We start from the raw sequence: 20,563 nt of genomic DNA, 5'->3' as shown, positions 1-20,563 counted from the left end.
GTAGTGAAACGTAATAACGCCGATGGTAGTGTGGGGTTTCCCCATGTGAGAGTAGGGCATCGCCAAGCGCCAAATTTTAATTCAAGGTGAATACTTGAATTAAAATATATCTAATTTATTAGATATAGGTACACTAACCAATAGGTTATTGTTCCAATGATAGGGGTGTAGCTCCAACGGCAGAGCAGCGGATTCCAAATCCGCGTGATGGGAGTTCGAATCTCTCCACCCCTGCCAATTTCTTCTGTAAATTTTCTTGATATGGTTATCCAATGAGTAATTTTTCACGTTATTACTTACAACAAATGGGTATCACATTATGGCAGTGTCATAAACCTCAACAATTTCCTCATCTCGCTAGTCAAGCTGAAAAAATAGCATTACCTAAGCATTGCCAGATTTTAATTGTTGCGAATGACAAACTTGCCCCACATAATCAATTTATTAACCAGATCTTGCGTACGCTACAGCTAGAGCTGAGTCAAAGTCATATCATCACAGAAGAAGAACTAAAGTATTATTACCAAACCCCTGAATGGATTTGGACTATAGGCTGTAAGCAATCTGAACTTGCCGCTAAAAAACAACTCGCATCACCGCATCTAGATGTACTGTTACATTCTGCTCAAGCGAAAAAACAGCTTTGGCAACAAATCGTCAGTTATATGTAATCTGTTATAATAACCGGATCTTCAATGCCAAAAATTATTCCTCTCACACTTGAACATTTGCCTTTAATTCAAAAAATAGAAACAGCAAGTCATGCCTTTCCCTGGTCAGATAAAGTATTAGCCAGTAATTTTGGTACGCGCTATTTTAATTTTTTATTGCTTAAAGATGAGCAAATCATGGGTTACTATTTTGCCAATCAAGTGGCGGGAGAAGCAAGCCTACTGAATATTGCCGTCGCGCCAGATCAACAAGGTAAAGGTTACGGGAAATTACTGTTAAACCACCTTATTCAAGAGTGCCAACAGCAAGAATTGTTTCAGCTATGGCTAGAAGTACGCGAATCTAATCATGGTGCTTATCACCTTTATTTGAACGCTGGCTTTAATGAAGTGGATCGTCGAATTAACTATTATCCTGCGGCTTCAGGTCGAGAAGATGCCATTATGATGTGCTACATCGTTTAGAAACATGACAGGGTGATTCTTTGTTATTTTTGCCATCACTAACCCCTATTACTTGTGTACTTATTCCTGATTAATTATTACTATCCGTGGTTACTTATCTAGGCGCTTTAAATGCGTTTAGGGGTATTATGCGTTTAATTCTATTTATGGATAATCAGAGAACCTAATGACACAACACTTAGTAAGCAGTTTTAGAGCTAAATTTGCCGCACGTAACGCAACAACCGCTATTCGCTTTAAAGAGCAAGGCCAGTGGCAAGATATCACTTGGTCTGCGTTACTCAATAATGCTGATCGTGTTGCTAAAGCATTACTATTTATGGGTTGTGAAGTACAAACTAAAGTGGGTATCTTTGCCAACAATCGTCCCGAGTGGAGCTTTGCAGATCTAGGTATCCTAACTGCTCGGTGTGTGACTGTGCCGATTTATCCTACCAATACGACCGAACAAACTCGCTATATTGTTAATAATGCCGATATTGATTATCTATTTGTAGGTGGCCAGGAACAGTTTGATAAAGCCCTTCATCTATTAGAAGCTAATGACTTAAAACTGATTATTGCGCTGACAGATAGCATCGATTTAAAAGCAGAGCCGAAAGCAGTACATTTCTCTGATTTTATTAAGCAAGGTGAACAAGCTGCAGACGCAGAGTTTGAACAGCGACTCGCTGATGCGACTATGGATGATCTTGTTACACTCATCTATACATCGGGCACGACTGGCCAGCCAAAAGGCGTAATGCTTGATTACACTAACTTTGCTGCGGCATTTACGAGTCATGATAAGATGATTGATGTATCTGAATCAGATACATCAATAGCCTTTCTACCCTTGAGTCATGTGCTTGAGCGTAGCTGGTCTTTTTATCTGATGCATTGTGGCGCGGTAAATGTTCATCTTGAAAATCCCAAATTAATTATCGATGTGATTGCAGAAGTTAAACCAACGTTACTGGTTGCAGTCCCGCGGTTATACGAAAAAATATATAGCACGATCCACAGCCGTTTAGCGTCAGCATCTAAAGTTAAAAAGGCGCTTTTTAACTGGGCTACAAGTGTTGGTCTAAAGCATTTTAATTTAGTCCATAATAACCTACAGCCGTCGTTTTTATTAGCTCAACAGCATAAGCTTGCTGACAAGCTTATTTTCTCGAAACTACGCGGTATTCTTGGTGGCAACACGCGCTTTTTACCTTGTGGCGGTGCAAAAGTTGATCCTGATATTAATCAGTTTTTCCAGTCTATTGGTATCCAAATACAAGCTGGTTATGGGATGACGGAAACAACTGCAACCGTTTGCTGCCATCGTGGCACTGGTTATGACTTTGCTTCAATAGGTCTGCCATTACCTGATATGGAAGTTAAAATTGGCGACGACAATGAAATACTTGTGCGTGGTAATGCGGTGATGAAGGGCTATTACAATATGCCAGAGGAGACTGAAAAGAACTTTATTGATGGCTGGCTTAAAACTGGCGATGCAGGCAAAATTTTAGCTAACGGTGAGGTTGTGATGACTGAACGTATCAAGGAGCTAATGAAAACTTCGAACGGTAAGTATATTGCACCGCAGTTGGTTGAAGGTACGTTAAATAAAGATCATTTTATCGATCAGGTTGCGATTGTAGCGGATTCTCGCCACTTTGTTAGCGCGTTGATCGTGCCATCATTTGAAGCGTTAGAAGAATATGCAAATTCGATTAACTTACAATTTTCAAGTAAAGCAGAATTGCTACGTCATAGTCACATTGTCACTATGTTTGAGAAGCGTTTGCAAGATCTGCAAAGTGAATTAGCTAACTTTGAAAAAGTAAAAAAATTCAAATTACTTAACCGTGAATTCTGTATGAAGAAAGGTGAGATCACGCCGACATTAAAATTACGTCGTAAAGTGATTGAAAGTGAATATAAAAAAGACATTGATGAAATGTATAATAGTGATAAAAATGAGCGTTAAATAAAACCATATTACAGATTATGTTGATGATTAGTCATTGGCTATTAAATATAGAAAAGGGAGCTAATTAGCTCCCTTTTTAGTATTCATACCCACAATCTTAGACTAGTAGCCTTTTATTCGAGCTATAAGTAGTGGTCGATGACGACTTACTTAAACTGTGTTTGCAATGGTGGTAATACTTGTTTTTTACGGCTTACAACATTTGGTAAGTCGATAAGTTCGCCAACAAAAGTACCGCCTAATGTTTCTGCCACTAATGCGCTTTCTTCACTTTCGATTAAAGCGATAGAGTTAAGGTTAGTAATATCTGTTAATAATACTAAGGCTGTGTGGTAACCAAATTCAGCTTTATACTTAACAAGTTCAGCTTGTAGTTCTTCTTTACGTGATAGGGCAGCATCGATGTTTGTGATCTCAACTTGCGCAATCGAGAAGTCTTTTTCACCAATTGTGTAAACTTTAAGGTCACGTAAGATTAGTTCTTCAGAAGGCACTGCTGCGATATCTGATTTCGCAGCAAACTGTGCTGTAACGAATGCATCAATATCATCAATACCAGCAATTTTAGCAAGTTCGTGTGCTGCATCGATATCGATTTGTGTACATGTCGGCGAGTTGAAATGAACTGTGTCACTCAAGATAGCACCTAACATCATAACCGCTACTTTCTGGTCGATTTCGATGTTATGGATCTTATACATGTGGTATACAATCGTGTTTGAACAGCCACAAGGCCAGATCCAAGCTTCAAGTTGTTCGTCAGTTTCGAAATCACCTAGTTTATGGTGATCAACGATACCACGAATTTTTGCTTGGCGAGCATCTTTTGGTGCTTGGTTGAAATCAGAGTAATCAATGATCCAAACTTCTTCACCAGCAATTGATGTACGGATTTCAGGGCACGCTAGACCAGCTTGTTCAAGCAGGAAAAGACCTTCAGCATTAGGTTCGCCTTGCATGATTGGTGTTACTGTTTTGCCATCGCGTTTTGTTAAAAATGCAGATAGAGAGATTGAGCCCGCTAAGCTGTCACAATCAGGGTTTGTGTGTCCTAGTACTAACATCATTGCTTCCAAATTAATTATAGGTTTATGGATTAACCGACATAATAGTGCGCTCGCTTAAGCTGTGCAACCTTATCTGGCCGATCTTGACATTATTTCCGCGTATTATTTACGTTTTTATATCGACTATTATTCATTATTTAAGTATAACATCGCATTTATAATGTGATCATAAGCACAAACTTAGACAATTAGTCGGTAATTCTGATGTGAATCAAGCAAACGACTATTTTGTCGCTAAATGCGCTGACCTTGATTGTATCTGTTAGCAAGATGATTATAATTGCGTGATCTAATTAACACTTTAAGGCGGTAGAATGCAGCAAAGGGCTCATCTTTTTTCGTTACGTATTGCACATGCATTACGTGAGTCGGTTAGTCGCTCTGACTATACTAAGACTAAATTCGGAAAAGATTTATTAGCTGGTATCACGGTCGGTATCATTGCTATTCCTTTAGCTATGGCGCTTGCTATCGCCAGTGGTGTTGCCCCGCAATATGGACTTTATACTGTCATCATCGGCGGTATTGTTATCGCTATTTCTGGCGGTAGTCGTTACAGCATTTCTGGCCCTACAGCTGCTTTTGTTGTTATTTTGTATCCTATCGTCGAGCAGTATGGTTTTGGTGGTTTACTGTTAGCCACTATGATGTCAGGTTTACTCTTGGTGAGCATGGCCGTATTACGCTTAGGGCGTTTTATTGAATACATTCCAGAGGCGGTCACTTTAGGTTTTACTGGCGGTATTGCTGTTGTTATTGCTACATTACAAGTAAAAGACTTTTTTGCCCTGCCGATTGAGACGTTACCAGATCATTATTGGGATAAACTGGCGGTATTAGTTAATGCGCTGCCACAGCTACACTTACCAAGTTTTGCTGTTGCCTCTTTTACGCTGATGATTATGTTGTTGTGGCCGAAACTAAAAACCGTCGTCCCTGCGCATCTACCTGCTATTATTTTTGGCAGTATATTGGCTGTCATATTAAATAATATGGGCTTGGATATTGCGACTATTGGTAGTCGTTTCCACTATTTATTACCCGATGGTAGCCAGGGGGCTGGTATCCCCCCGTATTTGCCTACGTTTGAATGGCCTTGGTCACAACCCGGTGTTAATGGACAACCATTAATCTTAAGCTGGAAGCTGGTGTCCGATCTATTACCTGCTGCATTTGCGATCGCAATGTTAGGCGCGATTGAATCATTGTTATGCGCAGTCGTGCTCGATGGTATGACTGGTAAACGGCATAGCGCCAATAGTGAGTTGCTTGGTCAAGGGATCGGTAATATCGTGGTGCCCTTTTTTGGTGGTATTACTGCTACTGCTGCAATTGCACGTTCTGCTGCCAATGTGAAAGCGGGTGCTAAAACGCCTATATCCGCTGTTATTCATAGTTTAGTTGTACTGGCTAGTTTAGTGTTATTGGCGCCATTATTAGCCTATTTACCTATGCCTTCGATGGCGGCTTTATTACTCGTTGTTGCTTGGAATATGAGTGAAGCGGCTAAAGCTGTGCATTTATTAAAAACAGCCCCTAGAAGTGATCTTTGGGTGTTTGTGATTTGTTTCTCATTTACCATCTTATTCGATATGGTGCTTGCCATTACTGCTGGTATGTTGCTGGCTGCTGTATTGTTTATGAAAGAAATAGCTGAGATGGTCAAAGTAACCGATATTACCAATAATAAACGTATTGTTACGGCTGATATTCCAGCGGGCTGGCGAGTATTTAAAATTAATGGTCCACTATTTTTTGCTGCTGCCGATCGGGTATTTTCAGAACTAGCGGATAAAACCAATGAGGTTGATGGCTTTGTACTGTATTTAGATGCGGTACCTTTACTGGATGCTGGCGGTTTAGCTGCAATGGAGCAGTTTATTAAGCAATGCCAAATTTACAATACACAAGTTATATTCTGTGACCTGCAATTTCAGCCATTAAAAACCTTAGCAAGAGCGGGTGTGAAGCCTATTGGTGGCGTGACTTCTTTTAGTCCGACATTACATGAGGCATTAACTGAAATTGGCAACTATTAATTGCAGCTCGACCTTGTGTCTGATCGTAATTTCAGCGAAAATAGCGCCCATTAGATTTAACCAAATGAGAAGACTCATTCATGTCAAATAGCCTTATTGAGCAAGAGGTGTCGAAAAGACGTACTTTTGCGATTATCTCGCATCCCGATGCTGGTAAAACAACAATTACTGAAAAAGTATTGTTATTCGGAAACGCGTTACAAAAAGCCGGTACTGTAAAAGGTAAGAAATCGGGTCAGCATGCTAAATCTGACTGGATGGAAATGGAAAAAGAACGTGGTATTTCGGTGACAACATCGGTAATGCAGTTCCCTTACCGTGATTGTTTGATTAACTTACTTGATACTCCTGGACATGAAGATTTCTCGGAAGATACATACCGTACGCTAACCGCTGTTGACTCATGCCTCATGGTAATTGACTCTGCAAAAGGTGTTGAAGCGCGTACAGTTAAATTAATGGAAGTAACACGTCTACGTGATACGCCAATTATTACCTTCATGAATAAAATTGACCGTGATATTCGCGATCCAATTGATCTAATGGATGAAGTTGAAGACGTGCTTAAAATTGCATGTGCACCGATTACTTGGCCGATCGGCATGGGTAAAGAATTAAAAGGTGTTTACCACATTTTACGTGACGAAGTGATCATGTATAACGTGGGTCAGGGTCATATGATCCAAGACAGCCGCATTATTAAAGGTATTAACAATCCTGAACTTGACGAAGCACTGGGTGACTATGCTCAAGAGTTACGTGATGATATGGAGCTTGTTGAAGGTGCTGCGAACAAATTTGATTATGATTTGTTTATGGCGGGTGAATTAACACCAGTATACTTCGGTACAGCACTTGGTAACTTCGGTGTTGATCATGTACTCGATGGTTTAACTGAGTGGGCACCGACACCACAATCACGTGTGTCAGATTTACGTACTGTTGAACCAAATGATGAAACTTTTTCTGGTTTTGTGTTTAAGATCCAAGCAAACATGGATCCAAAGCATCGTGACCGTATTGCCTTCATGCGTGTTTGTTCAGGCAAATACAGTAAAGGTATGAAAATGAAGCACGTGCGTTTAAATAAAGATGTCAGCATTTCTGATGCTGTTACATTTATGGCGGGCGATCGTACTCAAACTGAAGAAGCTTATCCGGGTGATATTATTGGTTTACATAACCATGGTACGATCCAAATTGGTGATACGTTTACCCAAGGTGAGTTATTAAAGTTCACCGGGATCCCTAACTTCGCACCAGAAATGTTCCGTCGTATTCGTTTAAAAGATCCACTGAAGCAAAAACAATTGCAAAAAGGTCTGATCCAATTATCAGAAGAAGGCGCGGTACAGGTATTCCGTCCACAACGTTCAAATGATTTAATTGTGGGTGCGGTTGGTGTTCTACAGTTTGATGTGGTTGTACATCGCTTACGTACTGAGTATAAAGTAGATGCGATTTACGAAGGCATCAGTGTTGCAACTGCACGTTGGGTTGATTGTGCTGATCCACGTAAGCTTGAAGAATTTAAAAAGAAAGCGTGGGACAATATTGCACTAGATGGCGGTGATAATTTAACGTATATCGCACCGACTATGGTTAACTTACGTCTTGCACAAGAACGTTACCCTGATGTTGTTTTCCGTGAGACTCGTGAGCATTAAACGATAAGTTTTATTGGAATCAATGAAAAGCCTTGCCTCTTTCGAGGTAAGGTTTTTTTTTACGTGTTATTTATAATATGAGTCCCCTTTCATTCGCAACTTTTAAGTTGTTGATTTTTATTTATTCTTTTCGATGATTTAATACTTTTTTACTTTTAATGTGATTTAGGTCGCATATATTCTGCTTTTAATTTTTAACTGTAGTATACTACGTCAGCCTTTTTATGTGGCTTCGCTCGCTAGAGAGTTTGAGCAAAAGACCACTAATTTTGCGCACGAAATACGATATGTGGAGCTATAATTGATATAGCTTTATTCAAAGACCCGTCTACCAGAGGCCCGTGAATGTCTGATACATCACCCGTACAATTTACTGATTTAAGTTTACCTGAACCAATTTTAAAAGCGTTGAATGATCTAGGTTATGAAACACCTTCACCAATTCAAGCTGAATGTATTCCGTTACTACAGGATGGTGGTGATGTGCTAGGTATGGCACAGACTGGTACGGGTAAAACAGCTGCGTTTGCATTACCATTATTGAGCCGTATTGATACAGCTCTAACTAAACCACAAGTATTGGTATTAGCACCTACTCGTGAGTTAGCTATTCAGGTTGCAGAAGCGTTCCAAGCTTATTCACGTCACATGCGTGGATTCCATGTACTACCTATCTACGGTGGTCAAAGCTACCCAATTCAGTTGAAAGCACTGAAGCGTAACCCACAAGTTATCGTTGGTACTCCTGGTCGTGTAATCGATCACATCAACCGTGGTACGCTTGACCTTTCTGGTATTCAAGCACTTGTTCTTGATGAAGCAGATGAAATGCTACGCATGGGCTTTATTGATGATGTTGAATCAATCTTGTCTAAAACACCTGAAAAACGTCAAATGGCGTTATTCTCTGCAACTATGCCTGAAGAAATCCGCCGTATTACGAAACGTTTCATGACAGATCCAACTTCAGTTAAAATTGCAACTAAAACATCAACTGTTGAAAACATTGAACAAAAATGTTTAATCATTGGTGGCTTACAAGCAAAACTTGACGGCCTAACACGTATTCTTGAAACTGAAGACTACGATGGTGTGATCATCTTTGCTCGTACTAAAACGATGACTGTTGAGCTTGCTGAGAAATTAGAAGCACGCGGTTACTCTGCTGCGGCACTAAACGGTGACTTAAACCAAGCAATGCGTGAGCGCACTGTAAGCCGTTTGAAAAATGGTCAACTAGATATCGTTATTGCAACTGACGTTGCTGCACGTGGTCTTGATGTTCCACGTATTGATTTAGTAATCAACTACGATATCCCAACTGATACAGAATCATATGTTCACCGTATTGGTCGTACAGGCCGTGCTGGACGTAAAGGTACAGCAATCTTATTTGCTGCACCACGCGAACGTCGTTTATTGAAAGCGATTGAACGTGCTACACGTCAGCCATTAACGATGATGGATCTACCTTCACGTGATGATGTTACGAAAAAACGTATCGCATCTTTCCGTGACCAGTTATCTGTGCTTTCTTCTGGTGAAGAAAACCTAGATTTCTACAAAAACTTAGTTGGTCAACTTTCTGAAGAGTTAGAGCTTAGCGAATTAGATCTTGCATCTGCGTTATTGTTCCTAGCTCAGAAAGAAAAACCATTAGTATTACCACCTGAAGCTCCACGTCGTGAGCGTAGCTTCCGTGAAGATGATCGTGGTGATCAACGTCGTGAACGTAACGACCGTGGCGAACGCCGTGATCGTGGCGACCGTCCAGAACGTGGCGAACGCGGCGAACGTCGTCCAGCTGCAGAAATGGAAGTTTTCCGTATCGAAGTTGGTCGTACTGATGGTGTTCAAGTTAAGAACATCGTTGGCGCTATTGCTAATGAAGCGAATATCAACAGCCGTAACATCGGTGGTATCCGTCTGCATGATGACTACTCAACGATTGAATTACCAAAAGGTATGCCAAGCGAGCAGTTACAACAACTACAACAAGTTTATGTTTGTAACAAAGCATTACGCATGAGCAAACTTGAAGGTGTTGCAGCTGAAGGTCGTCAAGAGCGTAGCCGTCCAAGTGGTGATCGTCCAGCTCGTGATAATGATCGCGGACATCGTGGTCAACGCCGTGAATCGACTGGTGGCGAAGAACGTCGTCCACGTCGTCCACGTCGTGACTAATTAGCTAGTTAACAATTAATAGCTAATAGTTAGATATATGAAAAGGAGCGCTTGCGCTCCTTTTTTGCATCTGGGATATTAGTATTCATCACATTACATAAATGATCGTTTATTTAATGTCATGAATACTTAGATATAAATGCTTAGGCATGAATAAATAAGCCATCACCTCTTCAGTTAATTTTATAGGACATCTTCTTGTGAAAATGGATCTCTCGACTACTGCGCCCCTTGCGATGAAGCAAGCGCATTCAATGACTATTCATCAACATACTCGCCAAGATGATTACTTTTGGTTACGTGATGATGAACGTAAAAACAAACAGGTTTTAAGCTATCTAGGGCAAGAAAATAGTTATACCAAGTCTGTGCTATCACCATTAGCCTCATTGGAAGCTGAATTGTATGATGAGATGGTGGCGCGGATAAAACAAGAAGATGCATCTGTGCCTTATCTTAAAAAAGGCTACTGGTATAAAACGACCTTTTCAGAAGGTAAAGAGTATCCGGTATATCATTGGCGCCAGGATGGTGAGGAAGCATCATGGCTGGTATTACTTGATGCCAATGAGCGTGCTAAAGAGCATCAGTATTATCAGTTAGGTGAGCTAGCAATAAGCCCGAATCATCAGGTATTGGCTTTTTCTGAAGATACCGTTAGTCGCCGTCAATATCGTTTACGTTTCCTTAATCTCGATACTGGTGAAGCGTACCCAGAAGAAATTGAAGATACCGAATCTGTGGTGTGGGCGAATGATAGTAAGACGTTATTCTATGTAAAAAAACATCCGACTACATTATTGCCCTATCAGGTTTACCGTCATCAATTGGGCACCGATATCAGCACGGATGTACTGGTTTATGAAGAATCAGACGATACCTTCTATACTGACATCTATAAGTCTACTTCAGATGAGCACATCATGTTGTCGCTGAGTAGTACCATGACCAGTGAAGTTCACGTATTACCAGCGGATAAACCGACTGAAGCATTTACGTTATTACGTGCGCGTGAACGCGGTCATGAATACAGCGTCGATCATTATCGTCAGCAGTTTTATATTCGCAGTAATAAAACGGGTAAGAACTTTGCTTTGATGACTGCTACAGCTGCCACTATAGCAGATACTAACCAATGGCAAACGGTTATTCCGGCGCGTGATAATGTGCTATTAGAGAGCTATGAGTTGTTCCGTGATTGGCTCGTTGTTGAGGAGCGTGAGCAAGGTTTAACTTTCTTACGTCAAATCAACTGGCAGACGAATGCCGATACTATTATTAAATTTGATGATCCGACCTATACGGCATGGCTAGGTACAAACCCAGATCCTGATACGGATAAGTTACGCTATGGCTATTCAAGTTTAACAACGCCAACCTCAACCTATCAGTTAAATCTTGATAGTGGTGAGCGCGAAATATTGAAGCAACAAACGGTTGTTGGTGATTTTTGTGCGCAAGATTACCAGAGTGAACGAGTTTGGATTGCGGCTGAAGATGGCGTTAAAGTGCCCGTCTCATTGGTATATAAGAAGACGTTATTTTCAAAAACTAACGCTAATCCAATATTGCAATATGCATATGGCTCGTATGGTTCGAGCATTGACCCATATTTCAGCGCTTCATTATTGAGCCTGCTCGACCGTGGTTTTGTCTATGCAATTGCCCATATACGGGGTGGTGAAGAATTAGGGCGTGGCTGGTATGAAGACGGTAAACTATTGAATAAAATGAATACCTTCACGGATTTCACTGCTGTTACCAAAGGTTTACTAGCACAAGGTTATGCCGATCCTAAACGTGTTTATGCGATGGGCGGCTCTGCTGGCGGTTTATTGATGGGGACTGTGATCAATATTGCCCCTGAGCTATATCATGGTGTCGTTGCAGCCGTGCCTTTTGTTGATGTTGTAAGTACGATGCTCGATGAATCGATACCGCTGACAACGGGGGAGTACGACGAGTGGGGTAATCCTAATGAAGCGGAATACTATCATTACATGTTGTCTTATAGCCCCTATGACCAAGTTGTGGCGCAAGCGTATCCTCACTTACTGGTTACCACGGGGTTGCATGACTCCCAAGTGCAATATTGGGAGCCTGCTAAGTGGGTAGCTAAATTGCGTGACTTGAAAACGGATGACAATGTATTACTGCTGCATACCGATATGGAAACAGGGCACGGTGGTAAGTCTGGACGCTTTGAGCATTATCATGACACAGCGAAAGAGTATGCTTTTATGCTGGACTTAGCTGAATCGACCAGACTATAAGGTTAATTTAGAGAGAACTGTCAGTTAATTTCGACAAGGTTATAAAGTAATGTGGGCAAGTGATCGAAGCCGTTATTCCTGGTTTTGGTACTTGCCCTTTGTGATCTTATCAGGGTATATTAGCGAATTATAGATAGTTAAGCAGCTGAAAATAAACAACTATATTATATTTAGTCGTTCACTCTATCTTAAATAAACAATGCCAGTTTAAATAAAATAGTTTATTCAAACTGTTTAGGTATATCTCTGAGGTCGAATAATGTCTAAATTAACGCAGTTATTAATCGCTATATTCTTGTTATCCGGGTGCAGTAAAGCACCTGAGACAGCAACTGTTGAGTTACCTAAAGCAGTTAAATACCAACGTGTGAGTGAATCAACAGGGTCAATCTACCGAGAGATATCGGGACAAATTCGTAGTGCCGAACAATCAAGTCTTAGTTTTCGTGTCAATGGTGTATTACAAGATATATATGTGAGTAAAGGTGATCTGGTGGTGACAGGGCAGCCGCTTGCGCAACTCGATGATTCTGACTTTACTGTAGCATTAAATAAAACCCAAGCATCCTTAGGTTCATCACGCGCTTCAGCAAAAGCAGCCAATGATCAATTACAAAGAGCAACACGCTTACCTGAAGGGATTATTTCTTTAGCTGAACTTGAGCAATTAAGCAATAACGCTGAAGCGGCGCTACAACAAGTTAAAGTGATTGAGGCGGATTTGGCCCGCGCTAAACTAGAATTACAACGCACTATTTTACGCTCTCCGTTTGATGGTCAAATTGCAGCTGTGAGTGTAGATAACTTTTCCAAAGTATCGAATGGCCAAGAAGTCATAGAGTTGATTGACGGTGATGCGTATGAAGTTGAAGTGTTATTACCAGAATCTATGATCGGTAATATTAGCTACCAACAGGCTGTAACGGTTGCCGTTTCTGCATTACAAGATCAAATGTTTCCTGGTGAAGTCAGTGAAATTGGCTCTCGCGTTGAAAACGGTAATGCATTTCCGGTGACCATCCGCTTAAATAAAAGCAGTGATAAATTACGTAATGGTATGTCTGGTTCGGTTAAGTTTACCGTGAATAACAGTAGTGTTCCCGCTTATTTAGTACCACTAACAGCGTTAGATTTTACCCATTCGATGGCCGGTGAGGGCTCTCAAGATGCGTTATTATACGTGATTAATGAACAGACCATGGTATTAGAACAGCGTAATGTAAAAGTGGGTAATATCCGCGCGAATAACATCGAAGTTTATGCTGGCATTAGTGAAAATGAAGCGATTGTGGTCGCGGGTATACCGTTCTTACGTGATGGTATGACGGTTACTTTATGGCAAGCAAATTAAGGATAAGACATGGATAAGCTAACCTTATTTGCATTAAGAAATAATCGCTTCACTCAGTTATTATTAGTGCTGATTATTATTATCGGCACGGCGTCATTTTTTAACGCGCCGAGTAAAGAAGACCCTGAAATTTTAGTGAGAACAGCTGTTGTTGTTGCCCAGATCCCTGGCATGTCACCTGAGCGTATCGAACGTCTGCTTACCAAACCGATAGAGCGTGAAGCCAAACAGATCCCGGAAGTGAGTGAGCTAAAATCGTTAGTTCGTACTGGTTATACGCAAATCAAAGTCACGGTTGCCGATGAACATTTTGATTTGCAGCCAATTTGGGACAATCTACGTAATCGCATGAATGATCTCAAAGGCTCGCTACCTGAAGGGACAATCGGTCCGATGGTGAATGATGAGTTTGGTCGAGTCGCATCTGCCACCATTGCGCTTTATGGCGAAGATTACTCATTACATGAATTGGATCTGGTTTCAGAATCCATTCAAGATCGTATTAGTGCCTTGGCAACGGTATCACAAGTTGATATCTACGGTGTCCAAGATGAACGTATTTGGTTAGAGCCTGATACGGATGCCATGAGTCGATTAGGCGTTTCTCCAGGTCAACTTGTGGCAGCACTACAAAATCAAAATATTGTCTTACCCGGCGGAAAAATCAATACCGGTAAACTTGAGCTGACCATTGAACCCAGTGGTAATTTTGAAGCCTTAGCTGATATTGAAAACTTAGTGATATTAGAACCTGAAAGTGGTCAAAACATTTACTTACGCGACCTATTGTCTGTACGTCGTGGTTATGTTGAACCGCAAAACACGCCGGTTTATTATAAAGGTAAACCGAGCATCATATTAGCGGTGTCGATGCTATCTGGTATCACCAGTGACAGTTTTGGCGCTGATATCAGTAAATTTGTGGCTTTAGAGCAACAGCTGCTACCTGCTGGTTTACACTTTGAATTGGCGACATTTCAACCTGATAAAGTCGCGACGGCAATTTCATCGGCAACATCAAACCTATTTCAAACCGTAGCGATTGTATTAGCGGTGGTGATGCTGTTTCTAGGTTTCAGAATGGGCATGATCGTCGGGACTATTGTGCCATTGACTATGATGCTCTCGTTTATCGGTATGCAGATATGGGATGTGTCTTTACAGCGTATGTCTATCGCCGCAATTATTGTCTCGCTTGGTTTATTAGTTGATAACGGCATTGTGATTGCTGAAAACATCAATACCCGTATTATTCAAGGGATGAAACGTGAAGCGGCGGCGCTGGCGGCGAGTAAAACCTTGGCTATCCCACTGTTAACGTCTTCATTAACGACAATCTTGGCGTTCATGCCTCTGATGTTAGCGCAGGATGTTGCGGGTGAATACTTACGCTCATTATCACAAGTTATCATCATTGCACTGTTGTCATCTTGGTTACTCAGTTTATTAGTAACGCCCTTGATGTGTGTGTGGTTCTTCTCTGCAAAAGGCACTAAGAAAACAGCTATGCCAAATTGGGTTATTGTTGTTAATCAATGGTACGGCAGTGTCTTAAAGGTATTACTCAACTATCGCGTGAGCTTTATGGCGACGATGGTGGTGTTATTATTTGTCGCAGTTTACGGCTTCAAATTTATTACCGTACAGTTTATGCCAGGCTCAGAGCGTAATCAGTATTTAGTTTATTTGAACTTGCCAGCAGGTACACCGACGGCGGAAACAGATAAAGTCACACATCGATTTTTAGCTTGGTTAAATGACGAGAAAGAAAATCCGGATGTCACCAGCCATATTGCTTATATTGGCGATGGTGGTCCGCGTTTCTTCTTGGCATTAGCACCTGTCGATCGCGCCTCGAATAAAGCTTTTGTGGTGGTCAATACCCGTGATCTTGATTCTGCGTTAGCAATGATAGAAAAAACCAATAATTATATTCAGCAGCAGTTACCTGAAGCAACTGGCCAAGCCAAACGCATGTGGTTAGGCGGTAGTGAGTTAGGGTTAGTGGAATATAAACTGCAAGGACCAGATGGCGATCTATTACAGCAACGATCACAATTGTTAATGGCTGGCTTTGCTGATATTAATGGTGTTGTCGGTATTACCAATGATTGGGAGAATGATATCCCTAAGATCTTGGTCGAAGTGGATCAAGATCGCGCGCGTCGTGCAGGGGTAAGTAGCCGCGATATTGCTTTGTCACTCAATGGTTTCTTTGATGGTTATAAAGTCACTGATTACCGCGATGGCGATCGGGTTATTCCTGTGTTGATGCGGGGTAATCAATCACGTAATGATTTTGATAAATTACGCAGCGTGGAAGTTACATCTGGGCAAAGTGGCGTAACCGTGCCTTTGATCCAGGTGGCTAATTTTGGTGGTGAGAGTGAACCTGCGATCATTCGCCGAGAAGACCAGCAACGTACGTTAATTATCAGTGCGAAGCATCGTCAACTGCAAGCAAGTGAACTGCATAAGCTCATGCAGCCGACATTAGCGCAGCTTGATTTACCGCCGGGTTACCGTCTACGTTTAGGGGGGGAGTTACGCGGTGCGGATGAAGCGAGTAGCGCGTTATTTGCTTATATGCCACATTGCTTTGCTTTGATCGCTTTATTGTTGGTATTACAGCTAAACTCATTCCGCCGTCCAGCGGTGATCTTAATGACTATCCCATTGTCATTGATTGGTGCTGTTTTTGGATTAACTGTCACAGGGGCATACTTTACTTTCCCTGCGATGTTAGGCATGTTTAGCCTCGCGGGGGTGATTATTAATAATGGCATTGTGCTTATCGATCAGATTGAGGCTAACCGTAAAGCTAATATGCTGGTTAACGAAGCGCTTATTGAAGCGGGTAAAGCACGTCTAAGACCTATTTTAATGACCACGTTGACGACTATTCTCGGACTGATTCCATTGGCTATTTGGGGTGGTGAATTTTGGTATTCGATGGCGATTGTGATGATTTTTGGTATGGCGGTTGGAACGGTATTAACCTTAGGTGTTGTACCTGTGTTGTATAGCTTGTTCTATCGTTCTCAAGATATTAAACATCAAGCGAAGATGGTTACGAACCTATAGTGCAATACCGGTTTGTTTTGAACCGAACCGGCATTGTGATTTATTCAGTGGTGATTGTTGCCATTAAAACGGTAATCAAAGTTTTCATTAACGCGGCATTGGCATGACTCGATTACGGCCAAGACGTTTCGCTTCATAGAGCTGCAGGTCAGCGCGCGTTAAGATGTCACTACTGCTATCACGTGGTATATTTTCACTCACACCGATAGACACGGTAATATTATCGATTCGCTTGCCTGAGCGTTTATCGCGAATACTTAATCGTTCGATTGCACGACGAATAGATTCAGCATTTTGACGGGCGATTGTGAATGTTTTGTTCGGTAAAATCAGCACAAACTCTTCACCACCATAGCGAAATACTTGTTCGCCTTCTTGGCAGCTATCGGCAATACGTTTAGCTATTACTTTCAATACTTGATCACCAAGCTGGTGACCAAAATCATCATTAAATGCTTTAAAATTATCAATATCAATCATCAAAATAGAAAAATTACGACTCAAGCTGGGGTTACTACAAAAGGTCTCAATTTCTTTATTGAATACCCGACGGTTGAGTAAGCCGGTTAGAGCGTCATGCATTGCATCATGCTGGGTTTCTGATAAAGTCTCACGTAATTGCGCTATTTCAGCTTGAGCTTCATGTAATTGACTTTTGAAATGCCGTGTTGATGAACGCACATCATGAGATTCTTTAACTAACTCTCGTACTGCGGACAGTGTTTTTTCAATCGAAAAACCATCCGCTTCAACACCGGATAACTCGTTTAAGCATTTATTCAACATCCGATCAAATTCATTAGTATCGTTAAGCGTATCGTGTAATGAGCTGCTTAAATCATTGGTCATGGTGTCGAGTTCACTGCGTAGTTGCGTTATTTCTTGTTCGCGTTTGTCGACGATAAAACGTTGGTAGAGTTCTTCGGTCGCGGCGGGAGTACACGTTCCGTGTTGCGCTATTTTATCATCCAGCTGTTTTTGTAATGCACTATTATTATCTGATACATAGTGATACCACAGCGCGTAATTGGTTGGCGTTGTCGGAATTTGATATTTGATCATCAGCGGCATGGCTTTTTTTAAATATTGAGCCGATAAAGCAAAGAGTTTTTTAGACATGCACCATTCCATAACGGTTATTCATTAATGATTAAGTCTGCTATTAAATCAAATTATGCCGCAACTTACACTATCTCTTTATTTCAGCCTCTTTATGAGATCATCAAAAAACGGAGTATTTCGTGATTGAACTTGTCGACAGCCATTGCCATTTAGATTTTGCAGATTTTGATTTCGACCGTATCGATGTACTCGCGAGGGCGAAAGCTAAAGGGGTACATTACTTCTTAGTACCTGGTATTGGTCCCCACAATTGGCAATCGGTATTGGCGTTAGCAAATAAGCACTCTGGCGTTTATGCGGCACTGGGTATCCACCCTTATTTTTTAGCCAACTTTGATAATAGCTATTTGCAGCTACTCGATGAATACTTAGCAACAGAAAAAGGTGTCGTTGCTGTCGGGGAGTTTGGGCTAGATAAAATGGTCGATTTCCCATTCGAGCAACAACTGCACATTTGTAAACAGCAACTCGTGTTAGCGAAGCAATATGATTTACCGGTTATTTTGCATTGCCGTAAAGCACACAATGAATTAATTCAGCTACTCCAGCAGGTGAAACTCCCCCGTGGTGGTGTGATCCATGGTTTTAGTGGTAGTACGCAGTTGGCTATGCAATATATTAAGCTAGGCTTTAAACTTGGCATTGGTGGGGTTATCACTTATCCAAGGGCGGGTAAAACGCGGCAAGCAGTTAGTGAATTACCTTTAGCGTCATTATTATTAGAAACAGACTCGCCAGATATGCCTATAAAGGGCTATCAAGGCGTTCGTAATGAACCTGTTAACATTACAGAAGTGTTACAGGAGCTCGTTAAATTAAGACCCGAGTCAGAAAAAGTAATTGCAAAAACCAATCTAAGCTCATTTTTTGAGCTGTTTCTGTCTTAATTGAATACATTTGCGAATAAAGTGAACTTTTTAGAAACTTTTTTGAGAGGTCTGATCTCAAGCACTTAACAAGTGGCTAATAACAGTTATAATCGCGCCAATTGTTATAATCAATGATTAAATCGTAAATTTACTATTTATTACACTTTAATGGACTATTTTGATTATGGCGCAACTAAAAAACACTTCTGAAGCGAAACTTGGAGATTATTCCTGATGAATTTTGTAATGGGTATTGTAGGCGTTTTCGTTCTACTTGGTTTAGCAGTACTGCTATCGGATAACAGAAAAGCGATTAACCTTCGCACTGTTGGTGGCGCTTTTGCTATCCAGGTTGCTGTTGGTGCGTTCATTTTATATTTCCCTCCGGGTAAAGAATTACTGCAAGGTCTTTCTACTGGTGTAGCAAACGTTATTGCTTATGGTAATGAAGGTATTCAATTCTTATTTGGTGACTTAGCGAAATTCAAAGTTGGTTTCATCTTTGCAATTAACGTATTGCCAGTAATCGTGTTCTTCTCATCATTAATCGCTGTTTTATACTACGTCGGTATCATGAGCGTAGTGATTAACTTTATTGGTGGTGGCTTACAGAAACTATTAGGCACAAGTCGTGCTGAATCACTTTCTGCAACTGCAAATATCTTTGTTGGTCAAACTGAAGCACCACTTGTTGTGCGTCCGTTTATTAAATCAATGACTAAATCAGAGCTATTTGCTGTGATGGTTGGTGGTCTTGCGTCTATCGCTGGTTCAGTTCTAGCTGGTTATGCTGGTCTTGGTATTAAAATTGAGTACTTGGTTGCTGCGTCATTCATGGCTGCACCGGGTGGTCTATTAATGGCTAAAATCATTAAACCTGAAACTGAAACGCCAAAAGTTACACTTGATGATCTTGACGACAGTGAAGACGAAAAACCAGCAAACGTATTAGATGCGGCTGCTGCAGGTGCTTCTTCAGGTATGATGCTAGCACTTAACGTTGGTGCAATGTTAATTGCATTCGTTGGTCTAATCGCATTAGCTAATGGTATCACTGGCGGTATCGGTGCTTGGTTCGATATGCCTGAACTAACTATCCAAATGATCTTAGGTTGGGTTTTCTCACCACTTGCATTCGTAATCGGTGTGCCATGGCACGAAGCGGTTGCTGCTGGTAGCTTCATTGGTCAAAAACTAGTTGTGAATGAATTTGTTGCTTTCTTAGACTTCGTTAGCTACATCAAAAACAACGAACTTTCTGAGCACACACAAATCATCATCTCATTTGCATTATGTGGTTTTGCTAACTTCTCATCTATTGCGATTCTATTAGGTGGTTTAGGTAGCTTAGCACCAACACGCCGTGCAGACATTGCAAGTATGGGTATGAAAGCGGTTCTTGCTGCTTCTTTAGCTAATTTAATGAGTGCTGCATTAGCGGGTCTATTCCTAGCTTAATATGCTGAGCTAAAATAGCGATAATGTTTTAATCGTTATCATGACGGTTATAAAATAGATAATGCCCGTAAATTGTATAAAACAGTTTGCGGGCATTTTTTTGGGTTGTATAAAACTGTATTGTTATTAGAGTCGTTATTAGTATTTTTATCTGCGTAACTCTCGGTGTAATTATTGGTATAGTTACTAGTATCGTCATCACCTAAAATACAAGAAATAGAATATTTACTCACCTCTTTATTTAATCTCGCTTTTTATGCTTATCTATTTTCTCGGAGTGCGATCTGGGTCGGTTCTGAGAGCATTTACAGCTTGATTTACTGGTCACTGAGCGTACCCTTAATGGGGTA

At 41.0% G+C, this 20,563-nt stretch carries 13 protein-coding genes and 1 tRNA gene; 12 read left to right on the top strand and 2 right to left on the bottom strand.

The window, feature by feature from the left end:
* Positions 1–161 precede the first annotated feature (161 nt).
* From JFU56_RS17630 to JFU56_RS17615, 4 genes are all read left to right on the top strand, one after another.
* Positions 162–237: transfer RNA gene (locus JFU56_RS17630), tRNA-Trp, on the top strand.
* 35 nt (positions 238–272) lie between these two features.
* Entirely contained in the window at positions 273–671 is a 399-nt protein-coding gene (locus tag JFU56_RS17625; RefSeq protein WP_198438579.1) for a DNA polymerase III subunit psi, read from the top strand.
* Positions 672–695: 24 nt separating this feature from the next.
* A complete protein-coding gene (rimI, locus tag JFU56_RS17620; RefSeq protein WP_198438578.1) occupies positions 696–1,136 on the top strand; it encodes a ribosomal protein S18-alanine N-acetyltransferase in 441 nt (146 codons plus the stop codon).
* Between the two features lie 166 nt (positions 1,137–1,302).
* Positions 1,303–3,096 carry a long-chain fatty acid--CoA ligase gene (locus tag JFU56_RS17615; protein ID WP_198438577.1) on the top strand — a complete coding sequence of 598 codons (1,794 nt, stop codon included), beginning with the start codon at positions 1,303–1,305 and terminating at the stop codon, positions 3,094–3,096.
* Between the two features lie 149 nt (positions 3,097–3,245).
* On the opposite strand, the gene JFU56_RS17610 is transcribed toward JFU56_RS17615, so the two are convergent.
* Complete coding sequence (locus tag JFU56_RS17610) at positions 3,246–4,163, bottom strand: manganese-dependent inorganic pyrophosphatase (RefSeq protein ID WP_198438583.1); 918 nt, start codon at positions 4,161–4,163, stop codon at positions 3,246–3,248.
* A 317-nt stretch (positions 4,164–4,480) separates the two neighbouring features.
* Here JFU56_RS17610 and dauA point away from each other — a divergent pair, with 317 nt between their 5' ends.
* The 6 genes from dauA (at position 4,481) to JFU56_RS17580 (ending at position 16,764) form a co-directional block, all read left to right on the top strand.
* Positions 4,481–6,205: a C4-dicarboxylic acid transporter DauA gene (gene dauA, locus JFU56_RS17605; protein WP_198438576.1), complete on the top strand. Its 1,725-nt coding sequence runs from the start codon at positions 4,481–4,483 to the stop codon at positions 6,203–6,205.
* A gap of 80 nt (positions 6,206–6,285) precedes the next feature.
* Positions 6,286–7,872 carry a peptide chain release factor 3 gene (gene prfC / locus JFU56_RS17600; RefSeq protein WP_198438575.1) on the top strand — a complete coding sequence of 529 codons (1,587 nt, stop codon included), beginning with the start codon at positions 6,286–6,288 and terminating at the stop codon, positions 7,870–7,872.
* 345 nt (positions 7,873–8,217) lie between these two features.
* The gene (locus tag JFU56_RS17595; RefSeq protein ID WP_198438574.1) at positions 8,218–10,056 is read left to right on the top strand and encodes a DEAD/DEAH box helicase; all 1,839 of its coding nucleotides are present in this window, start codon (positions 8,218–8,220) and stop codon (positions 10,054–10,056) included.
* A gap of 206 nt (positions 10,057–10,262) precedes the next feature.
* Positions 10,263–12,329, top strand: coding sequence for a S9 family peptidase (locus tag JFU56_RS17590; protein ID WP_198438582.1), 2,067 nt, complete (start codon positions 10,263–10,265; stop codon positions 12,327–12,329).
* Positions 12,330–12,588: 259 nt separating this feature from the next.
* Positions 12,589–13,680, top strand: a complete 1,092-nt coding sequence (locus JFU56_RS17585; protein ID WP_198438573.1) for an efflux RND transporter periplasmic adaptor subunit — start codon at positions 12,589–12,591, stop codon at positions 13,678–13,680.
* 9 nt (positions 13,681–13,689) lie between these two features.
* Positions 13,690–16,764, top strand: coding sequence for an efflux RND transporter permease subunit (locus JFU56_RS17580; RefSeq protein ID WP_198438572.1), 3,075 nt, complete (start codon positions 13,690–13,692; stop codon positions 16,762–16,764).
* An 87-nt stretch (positions 16,765–16,851) separates the two neighbouring features.
* On the opposite strand, the gene JFU56_RS17575 is transcribed toward JFU56_RS17580, so the two are convergent.
* On the bottom strand, positions 16,852–17,883 hold the full coding sequence (locus JFU56_RS17575; protein WP_198438571.1) for a GGDEF domain-containing protein: 1,032 nt from the start codon (positions 17,881–17,883) through the stop codon (positions 16,852–16,854).
* A gap of 122 nt (positions 17,884–18,005) precedes the next feature.
* Here JFU56_RS17575 and JFU56_RS17570 point away from each other — a divergent pair, with 122 nt between their 5' ends.
* Both JFU56_RS17570 and JFU56_RS17565 read left to right on the top strand, forming a co-directional pair.
* Positions 18,006–18,773, top strand: a complete 768-nt coding sequence (locus tag JFU56_RS17570) for a TatD family hydrolase (RefSeq protein ID WP_198438570.1) — start codon at positions 18,006–18,008, stop codon at positions 18,771–18,773.
* A 216-nt stretch (positions 18,774–18,989) separates the two neighbouring features.
* Complete coding sequence (locus tag JFU56_RS17565) at positions 18,990–20,213, top strand: NupC/NupG family nucleoside CNT transporter (protein WP_198438569.1); 1,224 nt, start codon at positions 18,990–18,992, stop codon at positions 20,211–20,213.
* Positions 20,214–20,563: the final 350 nt, after the last annotated feature.

The organism is Moritella sp. F3, assembly GCF_015082335.1.
Taxonomy (GTDB): Bacteria; Pseudomonadota; Gammaproteobacteria; order Enterobacterales; family Moritellaceae; genus Moritella.
The sequence above is the reverse complement of the archived record's forward strand: the minus strand, read 5'-3'. Positions and strand labels throughout refer to the sequence as shown.

Excerpts from the sequence above, each read along its gene's own strand:
- JFU56_RS17625 (WP_198438579.1), top strand. The coding sequence starts at position 273 with ATGAGTAATTTTTCACGTTATTACTTACAACAAATGGGTATCACATTA.
- rimI (WP_198438578.1), top strand. The coding sequence starts at position 696 with ATGCCAAAAATTATTCCTCTCACACTTGAACATTTGCCTTTAATTCAA.
- JFU56_RS17615 (WP_198438577.1), top strand. The coding sequence starts at position 1,303 with ATGACACAACACTTAGTAAGCAGTTTTAGAGCTAAATTTGCCGCACGT.
- JFU56_RS17610 (WP_198438583.1), bottom strand. The coding sequence starts at position 4,163 with ATGTTAGTACTAGGACACACAAACCCTGATTGTGACAGCTTAGCGGGC.
- dauA (WP_198438576.1), top strand. The coding sequence starts at position 4,481 with ATGCAGCAAAGGGCTCATCTTTTTTCGTTACGTATTGCACATGCATTA.
- prfC (WP_198438575.1), top strand. The coding sequence starts at position 6,286 with ATGTCAAATAGCCTTATTGAGCAAGAGGTGTCGAAAAGACGTACTTTT.
- JFU56_RS17595 (WP_198438574.1), top strand. The coding sequence starts at position 8,218 with ATGTCTGATACATCACCCGTACAATTTACTGATTTAAGTTTACCTGAA.
- JFU56_RS17590 (WP_198438582.1), top strand. The coding sequence starts at position 10,263 with ATGGATCTCTCGACTACTGCGCCCCTTGCGATGAAGCAAGCGCATTCA.
- JFU56_RS17585 (WP_198438573.1), top strand. The coding sequence starts at position 12,589 with ATGTCTAAATTAACGCAGTTATTAATCGCTATATTCTTGTTATCCGGG.
- JFU56_RS17580 (WP_198438572.1), top strand. The coding sequence starts at position 13,690 with ATGGATAAGCTAACCTTATTTGCATTAAGAAATAATCGCTTCACTCAG.
- JFU56_RS17575 (WP_198438571.1), bottom strand. The coding sequence starts at position 17,883 with ATGTCTAAAAAACTCTTTGCTTTATCGGCTCAATATTTAAAAAAAGCC.
- JFU56_RS17565 (WP_198438569.1), top strand. The coding sequence starts at position 18,990 with ATGAATTTTGTAATGGGTATTGTAGGCGTTTTCGTTCTACTTGGTTTA.